At 36.1% G+C, this 17,183-nt stretch carries 17 protein-coding genes and 4 tRNA genes; 1 reads left to right on the top strand and 20 read right to left on the bottom strand.

The genetic code is table 11. From position 1 onward, the window contains the following. Nucleotides 1–24: 24 nt before the first annotated feature. From AC1DKZ_RS26450 to AC1DKZ_RS26355, 20 genes are all read right to left on the bottom strand, one after another. Nucleotides 25–819 (bottom strand): MBL fold metallo-hydrolase, encoded by a 795-nt coding sequence (locus AC1DKZ_RS26450; protein ID WP_476997405.1) that lies wholly within the window; start codon nucleotides 817–819, stop codon nucleotides 25–27. Then, nucleotides 803–1,639: a two-component system regulatory protein YycI gene (locus AC1DKZ_RS26445; protein ID WP_000383744.1), complete on the bottom strand. Its 837-nt coding sequence runs from the start codon at nucleotides 1,637–1,639 to the stop codon at nucleotides 803–805. The genes AC1DKZ_RS26450 and AC1DKZ_RS26445 overlap by 17 nt, the downstream gene beginning before the upstream one ends. Then, complete coding sequence (locus AC1DKZ_RS26440; RefSeq protein WP_002191367.1) at nucleotides 1,620–2,963, bottom strand: YycH family regulatory protein; 1,344 nt, start codon at nucleotides 2,961–2,963, stop codon at nucleotides 1,620–1,622. Before AC1DKZ_RS26440 ends, AC1DKZ_RS26445 begins: the two co-directional genes overlap by 20 nt. Then, entirely contained in the window at nucleotides 2,960–4,795 is a 1,836-nt protein-coding gene (gene walK / locus AC1DKZ_RS26435; protein WP_377863684.1) for a cell wall metabolism sensor histidine kinase WalK, read from the bottom strand. Before walK ends, AC1DKZ_RS26440 begins: the two co-directional genes overlap by 4 nt. A 3-nt stretch (nucleotides 4,796–4,798) precedes the next feature. Continuing rightward, entirely contained in the window at nucleotides 4,799–5,506 is a 708-nt protein-coding gene (gene walR / locus AC1DKZ_RS26430; RefSeq protein ID WP_000971867.1) for a cell wall metabolism DNA-binding response regulator WalR, read from the bottom strand. A gap of 282 nt (nucleotides 5,507–5,788) precedes the next feature. Then, nucleotides 5,789–5,861 (bottom strand) — tRNA-Phe (locus AC1DKZ_RS26425). Between the two features lie 41 nt (nucleotides 5,862–5,902). Further along, nucleotides 5,903–5,978: transfer RNA gene (locus AC1DKZ_RS26420), tRNA-Asp, on the bottom strand. Nucleotides 5,979–5,999: 21 nt separating this feature from the next. Then, a tRNA-Glu gene (locus AC1DKZ_RS26415) sits at nucleotides 6,000–6,071 on the bottom strand. Between the two features lie 13 nt (nucleotides 6,072–6,084). Further along, nucleotides 6,085–6,160, bottom strand: a tRNA-Lys gene (locus AC1DKZ_RS26410). A gap of 154 nt (nucleotides 6,161–6,314) precedes the next feature. After that, nucleotides 6,315–7,604, bottom strand: coding sequence for an adenylosuccinate synthase (locus AC1DKZ_RS26405; RefSeq protein WP_002034994.1), 1,290 nt, complete (start codon nucleotides 7,602–7,604; stop codon nucleotides 6,315–6,317). Nucleotides 7,605–7,819: 215 nt separating this feature from the next. Beyond that, entirely contained in the window at nucleotides 7,820–9,181 is a 1,362-nt protein-coding gene (dnaB, locus tag AC1DKZ_RS26400) for a replicative DNA helicase (RefSeq protein WP_002016457.1), read from the bottom strand. A gap of 27 nt (nucleotides 9,182–9,208) precedes the next feature. Then, nucleotides 9,209–9,655 carry a 50S ribosomal protein L9 gene (gene rplI / locus AC1DKZ_RS26395; protein WP_002130186.1) on the bottom strand — a complete coding sequence of 149 codons (447 nt, stop codon included), beginning with the start codon at nucleotides 9,653–9,655 and terminating at the stop codon, nucleotides 9,209–9,211. Beyond that, complete coding sequence (locus AC1DKZ_RS26390; RefSeq protein WP_476997404.1) at nucleotides 9,652–11,625, bottom strand: DHH family phosphoesterase; 1,974 nt, start codon at nucleotides 11,623–11,625, stop codon at nucleotides 9,652–9,654. The genes rplI and AC1DKZ_RS26390 overlap by 4 nt, the downstream gene beginning before the upstream one ends. Nucleotides 11,626–11,703: 78 nt before the next feature. Beyond that, nucleotides 11,704–12,639, bottom strand: a complete 936-nt coding sequence (locus AC1DKZ_RS26385; RefSeq protein ID WP_476997403.1) for a YybS family protein — start codon at nucleotides 12,637–12,639, stop codon at nucleotides 11,704–11,706. A 79-nt stretch (nucleotides 12,640–12,718) separates the two neighbouring features. Then, complete coding sequence (gene rpsR, locus AC1DKZ_RS26380) at nucleotides 12,719–12,952, bottom strand: 30S ribosomal protein S18 (RefSeq protein WP_000918874.1); 234 nt, start codon at nucleotides 12,950–12,952, stop codon at nucleotides 12,719–12,721. A 44-nt stretch (nucleotides 12,953–12,996) separates the two neighbouring features. Continuing rightward, nucleotides 12,997–13,518: a single-stranded DNA-binding protein gene (gene ssb / locus AC1DKZ_RS26375; RefSeq protein WP_000981963.1), complete on the bottom strand. Its 522-nt coding sequence runs from the start codon at nucleotides 13,516–13,518 to the stop codon at nucleotides 12,997–12,999. A 26-nt stretch (nucleotides 13,519–13,544) separates the two neighbouring features. After that, complete coding sequence (rpsF, locus tag AC1DKZ_RS26370) at nucleotides 13,545–13,835, bottom strand: 30S ribosomal protein S6 (RefSeq protein ID WP_001233782.1); 291 nt, start codon at nucleotides 13,833–13,835, stop codon at nucleotides 13,545–13,547. Nucleotides 13,836–14,026: 191 nt separating this feature from the next. Beyond that, nucleotides 14,027–15,127 carry a redox-regulated ATPase YchF gene (gene ychF, locus AC1DKZ_RS26365; protein ID WP_002089951.1) on the bottom strand — a complete coding sequence of 367 codons (1,101 nt, stop codon included), beginning with the start codon at nucleotides 15,125–15,127 and terminating at the stop codon, nucleotides 14,027–14,029. Between the two features lie 115 nt (nucleotides 15,128–15,242). Further along, on the bottom strand, nucleotides 15,243–15,440 hold the full coding sequence (locus AC1DKZ_RS26360) for a DUF951 domain-containing protein (protein ID WP_000436054.1): 198 nt from the start codon (nucleotides 15,438–15,440) through the stop codon (nucleotides 15,243–15,245). A gap of 20 nt (nucleotides 15,441–15,460) precedes the next feature. Then, complete coding sequence (locus AC1DKZ_RS26355) at nucleotides 15,461–16,318, bottom strand: mechanosensitive ion channel family protein (protein ID WP_476997402.1); 858 nt, start codon at nucleotides 16,316–16,318, stop codon at nucleotides 15,461–15,463. A 261-nt stretch (nucleotides 16,319–16,579) separates the two neighbouring features. On the opposite strand from AC1DKZ_RS26355, the gene yyaC reads away from it, so the two are divergent. Continuing rightward, a complete protein-coding gene (yyaC, locus tag AC1DKZ_RS26350) occupies nucleotides 16,580–17,176 on the top strand; it encodes a spore protease YyaC (RefSeq protein ID WP_476997401.1) in 597 nt (198 codons plus the stop codon). Nucleotides 17,177–17,183 lie beyond the last annotated feature (7 nt).

Genomic DNA, 17,183 nt, shown 5'->3' with positions numbered 1-17,183 from the left:
TTTATTGTTTACTAAAATGAAGAATTATACGTATTGAATTTTCGTAGGCACTTTTTGATCTGTATCATGTATTTCAAAGGATTTTCCAACCCCAAAACCTTTTTCTTCTAATACTTGTGATACAGACATACGCGCTAATTCTTTCATGTTATTATCTAAGCTTAAATGTGCTAAATAAATGTGTTTTGTCTCATCTGTAATAACATCAGCCATCGCTAATGCAGCGTCCTCATTACAAACGTGGCCAACGTCGCTTAAAATACGTCGCTTAATGCTCCATGGATAGCGTCCCATACGAAGCATTTCCACATCATGATTGCTTTCAAACACGAAAGTATTTGCTCCCTTAATAACACCTTTCATACGGTCACTTACGTAGCCCGTATCTGTAATAAGAGCTAACTTTCTATTATTGTTATGAAAAGCGTAAAACATCGGTTCCGCCGCATCATGAGAAACACCAAATGATTCAACTTCAATATCCCCAAATGTTTTCACGTCTCCTACTGAGAAAATGAATTTTTGATCAGTTGGGATATTACCTATTAAATGTTCCATTGCATTCCATGTTTTCTCGTTCGCATAAACAGGTAAATCATATTTACGCGCCAATACACCTAATCCTTTAATGTGATCACTATGCTCATGTGTTACAAGAATACCTGATATGTCATTTATATTCAGTTCAGCTTGTTTAAATAAAGCCTCTGTCGCTTTACCACTTAAACCTGCATCGACAAGCAGTTTTTTTTCATCTGTTCCTACATATAGCATATTCCCTGTACTTCCACTTGCAAGTACACTAAAGTGCATACTCATTCTTTCTCACTCCATTATGTTCTTCCGGCACTTGAGTTTCCCCTAATTCCATAACTTGTCCTTCAATTGCATTCACAAAATAGTCCTTTTTCTGCTCTGTCTTTAAGTTCCACGTTGGAGCAAGCACTTGTATATTAGAAGAAGATTCAGCTAGAGTCGCATATCCAATCTGCGCCTCTTTCACGTGCGTATTTTCTGCAATTTTATTTTTTACATATATATTTTCTAAAGCTGTTTGAGCAGTGATAATTTCTTGTTCTTTCGTTTTTTCACTTTCGCCCATTTCCTTCAAATCCGTTAACATTGTTTGTGTATACGAAACAAGCTCATTTTTTTCATTCAAATCTACAACAATCATTGCATGATTGTTGTAGAAAATCGGCTTATCCTTATACTTTTGAAAGAAATAAATTTTTGAATCTTTCATTGCCCCAAACTCGTATTTCTGCCCATCAAGCACGTAGTTTTTTAAGAAATCATTATACTTGTCCTTTGATAGCGATTTTGCATTTAGAAATGGTTCTTTCAACTTACTTTCTATCTTATATTCTTCTTGCAGATGCACTGTTTGATTTTTTAAAGACTGCACATCTTCTTCCTTAAAGCTTTTATTTTTCGCCATAATAAACGACTCTTTTTTCGGCTCTTTAGGAAAACTCCCCATAGTAATTTTAGACTCTTTTAATTGTTGATCAATTTTTGTTTCTGTCACAAGTTCCAATTGATTACTATCTTGCTTTTGAATGAACTGAAAGATAAGAAAGAGATCTAAAACAAAAAAGGTCACAATAAATATGGTTTTAATTCGATCCCAATCCATTTAGTCCCCCCTCACTCCATTCAAATATTTTTTGCTTACCATTTTCTTCACATTTTACATACCATATTGGCTTTAAAATAATGTTTTTTCCTTCGTTAATGGAATCTTCCAATGATAACTTATAACCAATTCCAACATCCTGAATTGAATTTTTATCAATTTGCGGATTATTCTCTAATGATGTCATCACTGTACGACCCGATGCGAGAGAAGTTGTTAGTTGTTTTCTAGGTAATTTGAAACTTGGATCAAAAAAGGATCTTTCATACTGCATGATTTCACCTGAACCCCATGCTTGCTTTAATTCCGCCATTCCATCGCTATTAAATACAGGCAACCCATCCTCATAAAAACGGAAGGACGTTTTCCCCTTATTAATATAATCAAAACGATAGAGCTTTAACGCACCACTATGCCCACTTACAAAGTCAAAACTTTTTTGTAAAAGTGCTGCATTATCCATAGATTCATCACTATGTACAGCGGAGTTTTTATATTTCAACATTGCATTTGACTGATCAATTTCCATAGAACGTATACCATCTGTAAATGTTTTCTTTGATTTCTCAGAAATAGGGCTTAAATAACGTGGATCACTAAATAATGCATTTTTAAATGTATCCTCATCTAACCTAGCTCCAAAATACTCTACCTCACTTAATTCCGTAATTCCATCTGGTAAGTAAAGTTTTTTTCTATCACTTATTTGATATTCAAAATACGGCCTCGCTACTGTTATAAGTTGATTTTGAGCATTTATAACATCCTTTACGTAAACACCACTCAATTTTGCTTCATATATTTTACGATAAGGATAAGTATCATAGGAAACAAAACTAATTTTAATTTCTTGGTCCTTACTTCGAGAAGGGTCAATTATAATACGATTGAAACTCCTATTACCTTCTATGTTTTTATCTTTAAAATTAAACATACTTTTAATCGTACCCAGTGGAATGTTTGTAGGAAAAACAAATTCAATTTTTTCTTCTCCATGTACATACGAAAGAAAATCACCTTTAGGAACTGTCCCTGTTATTTCCTTTAAATCATGTAACTCTCCATTTTCAAGAATTCTATAAATTAAATCCACATTACTCTTGTTTTCACTCACATAATGATTTTTCTCTTTATGAACGATTACAGAGGATGGGCGAACAACCTCCGAAAGTTTTATTGGATTTATCTCTTCATTACCTTGAACAAATTTTGCATTTTGTATCGAGGTAGAATCAGGAACATATGTCCATAAGTTAAAAGTAAGAAATAGGCTAATAACAACTAAATTAATTAAAACTATTGTTTTAAAGTTTTCCATACTCATTCCCAATCGTCCTCTTCATCAGTTGCCATTGGCAGTGTGAAATAAATAGTTGTTCCTTTTCCTTCCTCACTTTTCGCCCAAATTGAGCCGCCGTGTGCCTCAATCATTTCTTTCGCAATGGCTAATCCAAGACCTGTACCACCCATTTGTCTCGAACGCGCTTTATCTACACGGTAAAAACGTTCAAATATTTTATCTACATTTTCCTTCGGGATACCCATTCCTTGATCACTCACACTAATTTCTAATAACTCACCACGGTCACGCAGGCGATATGTTACTGTGCCACCTTCTGGCGAATATTTTAATGCATTGGAAATAATGTTATATAAAACTTGTGTAATTTTGTCTGTATCCATATCAATAAATCGAGATTTTTTAGAGAAAGATCGTTTGAAGCTTACATTTTGCTCTTTAGACATTTCAAAGCGATCGATAACGTTATTAAAGAAATCAGTAAAGTCGACCCATTCCTTCATTAAGCGATGTTCTGTACTATCTAGTTTAGATAGTTGTAACAACGCATTTACAAGTCTAATCATTCTTTCTGTTTCTTCTTGTGTAACCGTTAAAAATTGCGGTGCGATATTCGGATCTTGCCATGCCCCATCCGTAAGTGCTTCTAAGTAACTGCGCATCGTTGTTAACGGTGTTCTTAGCTCATGAGATACGTTCGCAACAAACTCACGACGCTCTCGCTCTATACGCTCCTGCTCCGTTACATCATATAATACAGCAATTAAACCATTTGCCTTCCCTGTTTCTTTTTGAATGACAGAGAAACTAGCACGTAAAATATATGGTTCATTCCTCGTACTAAAATCTAATAAAACTGAATCAGGTTCTTCATATAAATGATCCAGCGTAAATTCTTCTTGTATCCCTAACACTTCTAAGACAGATTGATCTAATGCCGTTTCACGCGAAACATTTAACATTTTTTCCGCAGGATCATTTAATAAAATGATGTCACCTTTTCGATCAGTAGCAATTACTCCATCTGTCATATGTGATAAAACAGATGATAATTTGCGCCTTTCACTCTCTGTTGAAGAGCGGGCTTGTTGTAATTTTTTTGATAAATTATTGAAAGATAATGCTAGTTGTCCAATTTCATCATGGCTATGCACTTTTACTTTTCTCGAATAATTTCCTTTTGCCATTTCAATTGCTTGTCTCCGCATATCTGAAATTGGTCTTGTAATTGTTTGAGCCAACAAAATCCCAAGTACAGCTGTTACTAGTAAAGCAATTACTGTCCCCGTCGCGAAAATTTGGTTTATATCTTTCATTTGTTTATACACATCTTCCATAGATGCAACAATACGAATGACGCCAAGTACCTCTCCTTCTTGCTCTTTTAGAATAGGAGTAATCATCACTTGAACCCGATGACCTGTTTTCACGTCTTTCTCAACCTTTGACTCTGGTTTTTTTTGTACCATTACCCGTTGTACAGCTGTGTCTGCTGACGTTCGTCCTACTTTATTTTGCTTAGACGCGTCTGAAATTGCCATTAATTTTTTAGTAGAATCAATTACACTTATTTCTTGAATATCTTTCTTACGATCCGATGCAAGTTTTTGAATCGAATCATTAATAGCTTTATCTACTGAGTCTGCTTTAGGACGTTCTTTTACAAACTCTTGCTTCAGGTTATAAGAAAGTAAATTTGTTTGCTGCGTTAAGGAATCTTGAAAACCTTTTACAAGGCTTTTTTCTAATTCCCTAACGAAATATACACCAATTACTTGCATTGCTATTAATATTAACAGCATATATATGAGCACAAATTTTAAATGAATAGATTGAAAAAAACCAACTTTCTTCATATACTATTCCTGTTCTGGGTCACGCAAGTAATACCCTACCCCACGTCTAGTTACAATTAAAGTAGGATGACTTGGATTATCTTCAATTTTTTCGCGTAAACGACGTACTGTTACATCTACTGTACGTACATCTCCAAAATAATCATAACCCCAAACTGTTTGTAATAAATGTTCACGGGTCATAACTTGACCTAAATGCTTCGCTAAATAATGTAGTAATTCAAATTCACGATGTGTAAGCTCAATGCTTTCTTCACGCTTTGTTACACTATAAGCGTTCGAATTGATAACGATTGGTCCAATAACCATTTCGGTATTTTCTTCTTTCTCTGCAGCACCACCCTGCTGATGGCGACGTAAATTCGCTTTCACACGAGCAAGTAACTCCCTCGTACTAAATGGCTTCGTTACATAATCATCTGCCCCAAGCTCAAGCCCTAATACTTTATCAATTTCAGAGTCTTTTGCTGTAAGCATAATAATTGGCATTTCTGAGCTTTTACGTATTTCACGACATACCTCTAAACCGTCTTTTCCCGGTAACATAATATCTAATAAAACCATATCTGGCTGTTCTTCATTTGCTTTTTCAATCGCCTCATCACCATCATGCGCCATTACAATTTCAAAACCTTCTTTTTCTAGGTTGAACTTCAAAATATCCGCAATTGGCTTTTCATCATCAACTACTAAAATTTTCTTTCCCATCATCGTCTATTTCCTCCTTATAAAAATATGATCAATAATCCTCAAACATATTGGTGTTTCTATAGTATGTTCCTATATGACAACAATCTTAGTCTAAGTATTTCTCCTCTATTCTCATAGACTCATGTATCATCCACTTTTACACGGAATCCTATACGATCTATAGAAAAACCTCTAGCTTCAACTGCTAGAGGCTCCTCATTCTATTGTAAAATAACTACCCACATTTGTAAAACTGGACAAAATAAAAAGGATATTAAGTGGGCCCACTTAATATCCTGAGAGTGGCTCGGGACGGAATCGAACCGCCGACACGAGGATTTTCAGTCCTCTGCTCTACCGACTGAGCTACCGAGCCAAAACTATATATAAAACCACTAATGGTGGTATAAACAAAAGTGGCGGTCCCGACCGGGGTCGAACCGGCGATCTCCTGCGTGACAGGCAGGCATGTTAACCACTACACCACGGGACCAAAAATGAACATAAAAAAACATGACCCGTACGGGATTCGAACCCGTGTTACCGCCGTGAAAGGGCGGTGTCTTAACCACTTGACCAACGGGCCACGAAAAATAAAATGGTGAGCCATGAAGGATTCGAACCTTCGACCCTCTGATTAAAAGTCAGATGCTCTACCAACTGAGCTAATGGCTCATACTCACCAACGTCATATTTTCGTGACGACAAGACATATCATAACATGCTATCTTTCATTTTTGCAATACCTTTTCTTATTTTTTTATAAAAAATAAGAAAAAACTCATAAAAATATGAGTTTTTTCTTAAAAAAATCAATTTTTTATATCAATTAAGCTTCGTATACGTTACGAACGATATTTGTTTGATTACGATCTGGTCCAACCGAGAACATAGATAATTGGATTCCTGTTAATTCAGAAACACGCTCTACGTATTTTCTTGCATTTTCAGGAAGCTCATCCAATGATTTCACAGCAGTAACATCTTCTGTCCAACCTGGAAGCTCTTCATATACAGGCTCACATTTCGCTAAAATGTTTAAGTTAGCTGGAACTTCATCGATAACTTCGCCATTGCATTTGTAAGCAACACAAATTTTAACAGTTGGAATACCTGTTAATACATCGATAGAGTTTAATGATAAATCTGTTAAACCACTAACACGACGTGCATGTCTTACAACAACGCTATCGAACCAACCTACACGGCGTGGACGACCCGTTGTTGTTCCGTATTCACGACCAACTTCACGAATTTGGTGACCGATTTCATCATTAAGTTCAGTAGGGAATGGACCATCACCAACACGGCTTGTATATGCTTTACATACACCTACAACGCGAGTAACTTTCGCAGGACCAACTCCAGTTCCAACTGTTACACCACCAGCAATTGGGTTAGAAGATGTAACGAACGGGTACGTACCGTGGTCGATATCAAGCATAACACCTTGTGCACCTTCAAATAATACACGATTATTGTTATCTAGTGCATCATTTAATACGACAGATGTATCGCATACGTAATGTGCGATTTGTTGTCCGTATTCGAAGTACTCTTCAAAGATTTCTTCTACGCTGAAACCTTCTGTATCGTACATTTTTTCAAACAAACGATTTTTCTCCACTAAATTACGTTCAAGCTTCTCTTTAAATGCTTCACGGTCTAAAAGATCAGCCATACGGATACCAATACGAGCAGCTTTATCCATATATGCAGGACCGATACCTTTTTTCGTTGTACCAATCTTGTTATCACCTTTACTCGCTTCTTCTAATTCATCTTGTTTTAAGTGATAAGGTAAAATAACGTGCGCACGGTTACTTACACGTAAATTATCAGTACTTACACCACGATCGTGTAAGTATTTCAACTCTTCAAGTAATGCTTTCGGATCTACTACTAAGCCATTTCCGATTACACAAATTTTCTCTTTATAGAAAATACCAGATGGAATTAAGTGTAATTTATATTTAACTCCGCCGAAAACAATTGTATGTCCCGCGTTATTTCCACCTTGATATCTTGCAACTACTTCCGCATGCTCAGAAAGAAAATCAGTGATTTTACCTTTTCCTTCGTCGCCCCATTGTGTTCCTACAACTACTACTGAAGACATTATTAAAGCACCTCCGCAATTTTCAAACGATCTATTCAAACAATATAATTGTACCAAAACAGAAAGAGAAGTCAACCAAAAAGCGAACATTTTTTTATCGAAAAACGTTTTCGTTCGTAAGAATTACATATTCACCTTATGAAAGCCCTATCTTTCATATAAAAAAAAAGAAACACATCTTATTATAAGAAATGTGTTTCTTTTTTATACTGCCTTTATGCGTGCGGTGCATGTCCATCCTCAAAGCGGCGTTCTAAGTTGACGAATTTATTAAATTCCTTAACAAACGCAAGCTCTACTGAACCTACCGGACCATTACGTTGTTTTGCAATGATAATTTCAATTGTATTTTTATTTTCTGTTTCACGGTCATAGTAATCTTCACGATATAGGAAGGCTACAATGTCAGCATCCTGCTCGATACTTCCTGATTCACGAATGTCAGACATCATCGGACGTTTATCTTGACGGGATTCTACACCACGAGATAACTGCGACAAGGCGATAACAGGTACTTGTAATTCACGTGCAATCCCTTTTAATGTACGAGAAATCTCAGATACTTCCTGCTGACGGTTTTCTCCTGATTTCCCACTTCCTTGAATAAGCTGTAAATAGTCAATCAAAACCATCCCAAGACCTTGCTCTTGCTTTAATCTACGACATTTTGCTCGAATCTCATTTACTTTAATCCCTGGTGTATCATCAATATATATACCAGCATTAGAAAGGCTACCCATCGCCATTGTTAATTTCGCCCAATCATCAGAAGTTAATGAACCGGTACGAAGTCTTTGTGCATCAATATTTCCTTCTGCACAAAGCATACGCATAACAAGCTGATCAGAGCCCATCTCTAAACTAAAAATCGCTACATTTTCATCAGTTTTCGTCGCTACGTTTTGTGCGATATTTAGTGAAAATGCAGTTTTTCCTACCGATGGACGCGCCGCCACGATGATTAAATCATTTCGCTGAAAACCTGCGGTCATCTTATCTAATTCAGTAAATCCAGTTGGTATCCCGGTAACTTCACCCTTTTGATTATGCAAAAGTTCAATTTTATCATAAGCATCTACAAGAACATCTTTAATGTTTTGGAATGCTTTTGCATTTGTTTGGTGAGATACTTCTAATATTTTTTTCTCAGCCTCATTTAAAAGGCCATCCACATCATCTTCTCGCTCGTATCCATCCGATACAATATGAGTCGCCGTTCGAATTAAACGACGTAAAAGTGCCTTTTCAGCGATGATGCGTGCATAATATTCTACGTTAGCAGCTGTTGGAACAACTTCTGCTAACTCTGCTAGATAAGAAACCCCACCAACTTCTTCTAGTAATCCTTGATCAGCCATCGCTGATGTCATTATTACTAAGTCGATTGGTTCTCCCTTATCAGACAACCCAAGCATGACTTCAAAAATCTTTTGATGTTTCGTTCGATAAAATGAGTCAGGTACCAATAGTTCCGATGCTGACGTTAACGCATCCTGATCAATTAATATGGCACCTAAGACTGCCTGCTCAGCTTCTATATTATGCGGAGGGGTACGATCAGCCATTACATCACTCATGCGCAATCCTCCTTGCTTAATTTATTTTTATTGTTCACTAACATGAACTTTTACTGTTGCTGTTACTTGCGGATGCAATTTCACATTGACGTTTGTATAACCTAATGCACGGATTGCATCATCCATTTCAAATTTACGTTTATCAAGTTTAATCTTGTGTGATTTTTGCATTACATCTACAATTTGTTTACTCGTGATAGAACCAAATAAGCGGCCACCTTCTCCAGATTTCGCCTTTACTTCTACAGTTAATTTCTCTAATGTTTCTTTCAGCTCTTTTGCATTCTCAACTTCTGCTGCTGCATCTTTTTCCTCTTTGCGCTTTTGAGCATCTAAAGTTTTCATACTGCTGTTTGTCGCTTCGGCAGCTAACCCCTGTTTTAGTAAGAAATTATTTGCATAACCGTCTGGTACGTTTTTTATTTCTCCTTTTTTACCTTTACCTTTTACGTCTTTTAGAAAAATTACTTTCATGATTGTGTGCCTCCCTGTAAATAGTCATCAATAACAAATCGAAGCTTCTCCTCCGCTTCATCTACTGTAACATTTTTCATTTGTGTGGCTGCATTTGTTAAGTGCCCGCCACCTCCTAAATTCTCCATAATTAGCTGTACATTCAATTCACCTAAAGATCTACCACTAATTCCAATGAAATTTTCTCCACGTTTTGCAATAACAAACGATGCAATGATACCTGTCATTGTCAATAATGTGTCTGCTGATTGTGCAATAAGTACTTGGTCATAATATTCATCACCATCAACTTTAGCAATCGCAATTCCATTTTTATAAATGTACGCATTTTTAATGACTTTTGCAACTCGTAAATACTGACCCATATCTTCTTTTAAAAGTTCTTGTACAAGTACAGTGTCTGCGCCATGCGAGCGTAAATAAGAAGCGGCATCAAATGTACGAGCGCCTGTACGGAATGTAAAACTTTTCGTATCAACAATAATACCAGCTAACAATGCCGTTGCTTCTAACATTGTCATCTTTAAATTTTTCGGTTGATACTCAAGTAATTCTGTAACAAGCTCTGCCGTTGAAGAAGCGTATGGCTCCATATAAACAAGTAATGGATCTTCAATGAAATCTTCCCCGCGGCGATGATGGTCAATAACTACTACATTTTCAATCTTGTGTAACAGTTTTTCCTCCATCACCATTGAAGGTTTATGCGTGTCAACAACAACAAGTAATGAATCATCATTTGCAAATTCCATCGCTTGCCCTGGTGTAATAAAATGTGACCATAACTCTTCATTTTGTTTCACTTTATCCATCAAACGCTTGATTCCTTTATCAGAATCATTTTCATCTAATACAATATATCCTTTGCGCTCATTTAATTGAGCTACCTTTAAAATACCAATCGCTGCACCAATCGCATCCATATCAGGAGCTCTATGCCCCATTATAATGACATTACTGCTCTCTAATACTAAATCCTTTAATGCATGCGAAATAACCCTAGCACGTACACGAGTACGCTTTTCAACCGGATTCGTCTTACCACCGTAAAACTTAACTTTACCAGTTGCTTGTTTAATAGCTACTTGGTCTCCTCCTCGTCCTAATGCAAGGTCTAAACCAGATTGTGCCATCGCTCCAAGCTCTGATAAAGGTAAATCACCTGAGCCAACACCAACACTTAATGTAAGTGGTATATTCCTTTTTGATGTTTCTTCACGCACTTGATCCAAAATACTAAATTTCCCTTTCTCCATTTGCGCTAAAATACTTTCATTTAGTACAACGAAGAATCTTTCTGAAGATGCACGTTTCAAATATGCACCATACTTAACGGCCCATTCATTTAGACGTGACGTCACAAGACTTGTTATATTCGTACGTAATTGGTCATCTAATCCTTGTGTAACTTCATCATAGTTATCTAAATAAATAACAGCTAAAACAGTGCGTTGATCTTCATACATCTTTTCAATTTCTGTTTGCTCAGTTACATCAAAAAAATAAATTAGTTTTTCTTCTTTCCTTACAAACACACGGAACTTTCGACTATTTAAAGATACTATATCGTCAGAAGTCTCTCCTTTAATAAAAAGGAGTAATGTTTCTGATACATCGTACAGATGCCACCCAGCTAATGCGTGTTGCCCCAAACATGAAGACAAGTAAGGATTTGCCCAATCAATCCCATACTCCTTATTGTATAACAATATACCGATTGGCATCTGGTTGAATGCTTCGTTACTCACTTTTTTTACCCTAGTAATCATATCTGTCGTATACTTTTCAAAATTCCTTTGAAAGTTAAGTTCAAATCGTATAACTAAAAAGAAAACGATGCTAAAAATAAAAAAGGCAGCTATCCCCATAATTAAGTGAAAATAACAGAGAATCGAGATTAGCACCAACACAAAAAATGCCAATACGTAAACAGGATATAAAAACCACTGTTTCTTATAAAATTCAGGCATGTATACAACTCCTATAAAGTAAAACTAACTCACTTTCCAGTTAGTTAAACAAATTAAAATAGTGTAAGGAATATTATTTTATTCCCCTATTTTAGAACGCAATGAAATCCCTAAATCAATTATACCTAAGATTGTCACAAGAGGAAACATCATCGGAATAAACATGCAGACAATAAAACTAATAATAGGAACACCTTTAGTAAATCCTTTTCTATGTGCTAAAAAGGCGATAAATGTCAGACCTTGCAGTACGAGCAATAGTGCAAAGATTACATATAGGTTAGAAAATACCATATGTAAATATGATGTTGGTTCTACCTTTATAAAAGTTGCTAACAAAATAAATATGACGTAATACCAAATAATACTCTTTGGCAATTGTATGTCTTTAAATTTAGGCCAAAGTGTTACTTCATGCTTTAACTTTTTCAAAACACTACCTGATATCATAACCGTAATCCAAGAAAGACACACAGAAACCATTACAAGTATACTCGGGAGTATCGTTTGTAATATATCATTCATTTGTGCGAATAAATCTTTTTGTTTCTTACTAACCTGCATACCAGCAGCATTTGCTATCTTTTCACTTTGTACTACACTTTCATTAAACATATTTTGCATTTTCTGTATTAAATCTATGTTGAAAAATTTTATACTCACAACATAAATGAGCATAATACCGATTAAGTATGCAAGTGTCCCTGCTATCAAAATTTCTAACGGCTTTCTTTGTTTTTTATACATGTATCCTAAAACAATACCCGTACACCCAAACATAATTGTCTTTACTAGACCTATTGGTTGACCCACAATAACAGCAATGAAAAATGCTGCTGTAAAAATCACAAAGGCATTAGGTACACCATATTTTATCGTTAACAATATAAATGGTAACGGCAATACAAATGTTACAACTGTACCCAAAATCGGAACATACATAGATATGAGCAATAACATTGCATATACAGCCAATAACGCTGCGCCTTCGGTAATAAACCTTGCTTGTTTCACATTTTAACCTCTCTTTCAAAAAGAAAAGCATAGCAAAATGCACAGTAGAGTCCGACTCTACTGTGCATTTCATACGCTATTATTCACCAACATATGGTAAAAGTGCCATTTGACGAGCACGTTTAATTGCAACTGTAAGTTTGCGTTGGTATTTCGCGCTTGTTCCTGTTACACGACGAGGTAAAATTTTACCGCGCTCAGAAACGAAACGTTTTAATAAATCAACATCTTTATAGTCAATGCGAGTGATGCCGTTAGATGTGAAGAAACACACCTTACGACGCTTCGCACGTCCACCTTTGCGTCCTGCCATGTCTATTCCCTCCATTCTTTGTTAAAAATAGCCGATTCACACCATTAAAATGGTAAATCGTCGTCCGAAATGTCAATCGGTTGACCAACATTCGAAAATGGATCGTCATTCTTCGTAAATCCAGAGTTACCTTGATTACCTTGGTTACCTGAATTACTAGATTGACCAAATGGGTTAGAGCTTTGGTTACCGAAACCAGCTCCTGATGGTTGCTGATTGAATGAACCACGTTGCTCCCCACCGCCATTACGCGGCTCTAAAAATTGTACGCTCTCCGCAAGAACTTCTGTTACATATACACGTTTACCATCTTGTCCATCGTAATTACGAGTTTGAAGACGTCCGTCTACGCCTGCTAGGCTACCTTTTTTCAAATAATTTGCCACGTTTTCTGCTTGTTTACGCCATATTACACAATTAATAAAGTCAGCTTCACGCTCACCTTGTTGATTCGCAAATGCGCGATTCACAGCTAACGTAAAAGTAGCTACTGCAACACCATTGGGCGTGTAACGTAAGTCAGGGTCCTTAGTTAAACGACCAACGAGGATAACACGATTCATCAATCGAACCACTCTCCCTTATATATCAATTATTTTTCTTCTTCTTTAACAACGATATGACGAAGGATATCTTCGTTGATCTTAGCTAAACGGTCGAATTCGTTAATCGCCTCTGAGTTAGAGTTCACGTTTAAGATCATGTAGAAACCTTCACGTAAGTCGTTGATTTCGTAAGCTAAACGACGCTTACCCCACTCTTTCGTGTTAATGATTTCTGCACCATTGTTTGTTAAAACACCTGCAAAACGTTCAACTAAAGCTTTTTGAGCTTCTTCTTCAACGCCAGGACGAATGATGTACATAATTTCGTACTTTCTCATTACACTTTCACCTCCTTTTGGTCTAAACGGCCCATAATGGGCAAGGAGCAATTAATTTATAGTAATTACTCACGAGTTTAGATTATATCATAGTAAGTTATATGAATCAACTCACCAATACGTAAAAAACTTGGCAAACATATAATATATTTGCCAAGTTCATATCTTTATTTTTCCTAGGAAATATTAAATTAAACGTTAAAGCGGAAGTGCATAACATCTCCGTCTTTTACGATATACTCTTTTCCTTCTAAACGTACTTTTCCAGCTTCTTTTGCAGCTGTCATAGAACCGTTTGTCATTAAATCATCATAAGAAACTGTTTCCGCACGAATAAATCCACGCTCAAAGTCTGTATGAATTACACCAGCACATTGTGGTGCTTTCATACCTTGTTTAAACGTCCATGCACGTACTTCTTGCACACCAGCTGTGAAGTAAGTAGCAAGTCCTAATAAATCATATGCAGCACGAATTAATTGATCTAAACCAGATTCTTCAATGCCTAGTTCTTCAAGGAATACTTTTTTCTCTTCCTCGTCTAGCTCAGCGATTTCTTCTTCGATTTTTGCACATACAACGATTACTTGAGAATTTTCATTTGCTGCAAATTCTTTTACCATTTGTACATATTTATTGTCAGAAGGATCCATAATATCATCTTCACTTACGTTTGCTACATATAGCATTTCTTTCGTTGTAAGTAAATGAAGGCCTTTAACAATCTTCATTTGCTCTTCTGTAAATTCAACAGTACGAGCTGGTTTTCCCTCTTCAAAAGCTTCTTTTAAACGAACTAAAATTTCATGCTCATATACAGCTTCTTTATCTTTTTGTCTTGCTAACTTCGCAACTCGTTCGATACGCTTATCAACAGATTCCAAATCCGCTAAGATTAGTTCTAAGTTAATTGTTTCAATGTCATCAATTGGATCTACTTTTCCTGAAACGTGCGTAATATTTTCATCTTCAAAACAACGAACAACTTGGCAAATTGCATCTACTTGACGAATGTGAGATAAGAATTTATTTCCTAACCCTTCACCTTTACTCGCACCTTTTACGATACCTGCAATATCAGTAAATTCAAATACAGTCGGAACAGTTTTTTTCGGTTCTACTAATTCCGTTAATTTATTTAGACGCTCATCTGGTACTTCTACAATCCCTACGTTTGGATCGATTGTACAGAATGGATAGTTCGCAGATTCTGCTCCTGCTTGTGTAATTGCATTAAATAAAGTGGACTTACCTACGTTAGGTAATCCAACAATCCCAGCCGTTAATCCCATATTTTTCACTCCTATGTCTCAATCTTTCATCATTATAGATAGTAACGAAAAAAATGACAAGTTTCCACCAAATGAAAAAAAGCAACGGCTGTCTACTGCAGCTGTTGCTTTTTCACTATTCTTCGTGCTTCACAAGTATTTTTTTCACCTTGCGATCAAACTCTCTTCGAGGAATCATTACCGAATGGTCACACCCCTCGCACTTAACGCGGATATCCATTCCCATACGAATAATCTTCCAGCGATTTTCACCACATGGATGGGCTTTCTTCATTTCCACAACATCGTACAAGTTATATTGCTTTTGCTCCATTCTCTAAATCCCTCCCACTATTAAATTGCTTTTTCACTAACTAATTCTTCGCGACTATATAAAACCATACGTGGGTATGGAATTTCAATACCATGTAAATCAAGACGATTTTTAATCTCTTTGCGAAGAGCCCTCGCAATAACTGCATGCTGCATCGGTTCTACCTCAGCAATAACGCGTAATACAACCTCAGATGCAGCTAACGTTTGAACACCTAATAGTTGAGGAGTCGCTATCATCTTCTCATATTTTTCAGGAAGCTCAACTAATAAATCTTCAATGACTTGCTCTGCTTTCACTATGTCACTCTCATATGAAATGGATACATCAACAAATGCGACACTATTACTAACTGAAAAATTAGTAACTTGAATGATACTTCCATTTGGCAAAGTATGAATTTCACCTGTCCAACTCTTTACTTTCGTTGTACGAAGTCCAATTTCTAAAACGACTCCCTCAAATTGACCAATTCTTACATAGTCACCTACCGAAAACTGATCTTCCAGCAAAATAAATAGTCCTGTAATGACATCTTTCACTAAACTTTGAGCACCAAATCCGACTGCCAAACCAATTACCCCGGCACCCGCTAATAAACCTGATGCATTAATTTCAAATACACCTAAAATCGCTATTAACATAATAAACATAACAACATATGCCACAATATTTTCAAGCAATTTTGCTACCGTAACTGTACGACGTTCTGAAATTTGAATCGGTGAACGACTTCCCATGCGAAACGCATTTCGTACAATTGCTCTTGCAACTCGCACAACGATTGCACCAAGTATTAAAATAACGACTATTTGTAGTGATTTTACACCTATATTCGTCCAATCAATGGACTCAAACCATTTCAACGCTAAATCCATGTCCCTCTACCTCTCCAGCTAAAATTTCTTTTATAGTTATCCTTCTTATTGTATCAGAACTCTCTCTGATTTCTGAAAAAAATTTATAACTTTAATTCCATTTGTTAACTTCTATTCAGGTATAAAATGAGACGAATATATATATACTAGTACTATTATTTCCGTTTTCATTCACAGTTTGTAAAAAGTATGCACTTATAATTTTCCATTTCACACAACATATAACATATTGTGAAAATTTATTAAAAGGATGGGTGCTTCATGAATATTAGAAGTTTTCGCTTACCTTTTTTTGAAAAAGAAACTCAAAATGTTATGCATCATGACTTAGAAGCCTCCGAGACAATCAGTAATTTCTTACTTTCTCATATTCCCATTAAGACTAATATGCCACTCATTCTCGTTTGTATCGGAACAGACCGCTCCACCGGTGATGCACTTGGTCCGCTAGTCGGTACTAAACTAGAACAAATTGAAATCAAAAATCTTCAAGTATTCGGCACACTAGATGAACCAATACACGCGCTAAATTTAGAAGAAAAAATTCAGAATATACAGAAAGAAAATCCTGCTTCATTTATTATTGCTGTTGATGCATGTTTAGGGAAATCTCAAAGTATCGGTTCTATAACTACCGGAAAGGGACCTAGTAAACCTGGAGCTGCGATGAATAAGAAATTACCTGAAGTCGGTAATTTACACATACATGGCATCGTAAATTTAAATGGTTTCATGGAGTTTTTCGTACTTCAAAATACAAGACTAAGTTTAGTCATGAAGATGGCTGATGTAATTGCACAAAGTATAAAAGAAACAGACCAAAAATTATCTGCATTAAAAAAAGCAAACCATCTATAAACAATAA

This window comes from Bacillus sp. 05T21 (assembly GCF_056396785.1).
Note: the sequence above shows the minus strand (reverse complement) of the source record. Positions and strands in the feature narration are given on the sequence as shown.

Coding starts and splice junctions, on each gene's coding strand:
- AC1DKZ_RS26450 (WP_476997405.1), bottom strand. CDS start 819: ATGAGTATGCACTTTAGTGTACTTGCAAGTGGAAGTACAGGGAATATG.
- AC1DKZ_RS26445 (WP_000383744.1), bottom strand. CDS start 1,639: ATGGATTGGGATCGAATTAAAACCATATTTATTGTGACCTTTTTTGTT.
- AC1DKZ_RS26440 (WP_002191367.1), bottom strand. CDS start 2,963: ATGAGTATGGAAAACTTTAAAACAATAGTTTTAATTAATTTAGTTGTT.
- walK (WP_377863684.1), bottom strand. CDS start 4,795: ATGAAGAAAGTTGGTTTTTTTCAATCTATTCATTTAAAATTTGTGCTC.
- walR (WP_000971867.1), bottom strand. CDS start 5,506: ATGATGGGAAAGAAAATTTTAGTAGTTGATGATGAAAAGCCAATTGCG.
- AC1DKZ_RS26405 (WP_002034994.1), bottom strand. CDS start 7,604: ATGTCTTCAGTAGTAGTTGTAGGAACACAATGGGGCGACGAAGGAAAA.
- dnaB (WP_002016457.1), bottom strand. CDS start 9,181: ATGAGTGATGTAATGGCTGATCGTACCCCTCCGCATAATATAGAAGCT.
- rplI (WP_002130186.1), bottom strand. CDS start 9,655: ATGAAAGTAATTTTTCTAAAAGACGTAAAAGGTAAAGGTAAAAAAGGA.
- AC1DKZ_RS26390 (WP_476997404.1), bottom strand. CDS start 11,625: ATGCCTGAATTTTATAAGAAACAGTGGTTTTTATATCCTGTTTACGTA.
- rpsR (WP_000918874.1), bottom strand. CDS start 12,952: ATGGCAGGACGCAAAGGTGGACGTGCGAAGCGTCGTAAGGTGTGTTTC.
- rpsF (WP_001233782.1), bottom strand. CDS start 13,835: ATGAGAAAGTACGAAATTATGTACATCATTCGTCCTGGCGTTGAAGAA.
- ychF (WP_002089951.1), bottom strand. CDS start 15,127: ATGGGATTAACGGCTGGGATTGTTGGATTACCTAACGTAGGTAAGTCC.
- AC1DKZ_RS26360 (WP_000436054.1), bottom strand. CDS start 15,440: ATGGAGCAAAAGCAATATAACTTGTACGATGTTGTGGAAATGAAGAAA.
- AC1DKZ_RS26355 (WP_476997402.1), bottom strand. CDS start 16,318: ATGGATTTAGCGTTGAAATGGTTTGAGTCCATTGATTGGACGAATATA.
- yyaC (WP_476997401.1), top strand. CDS start 16,580: ATGAATATTAGAAGTTTTCGCTTACCTTTTTTTGAAAAAGAAACTCAA.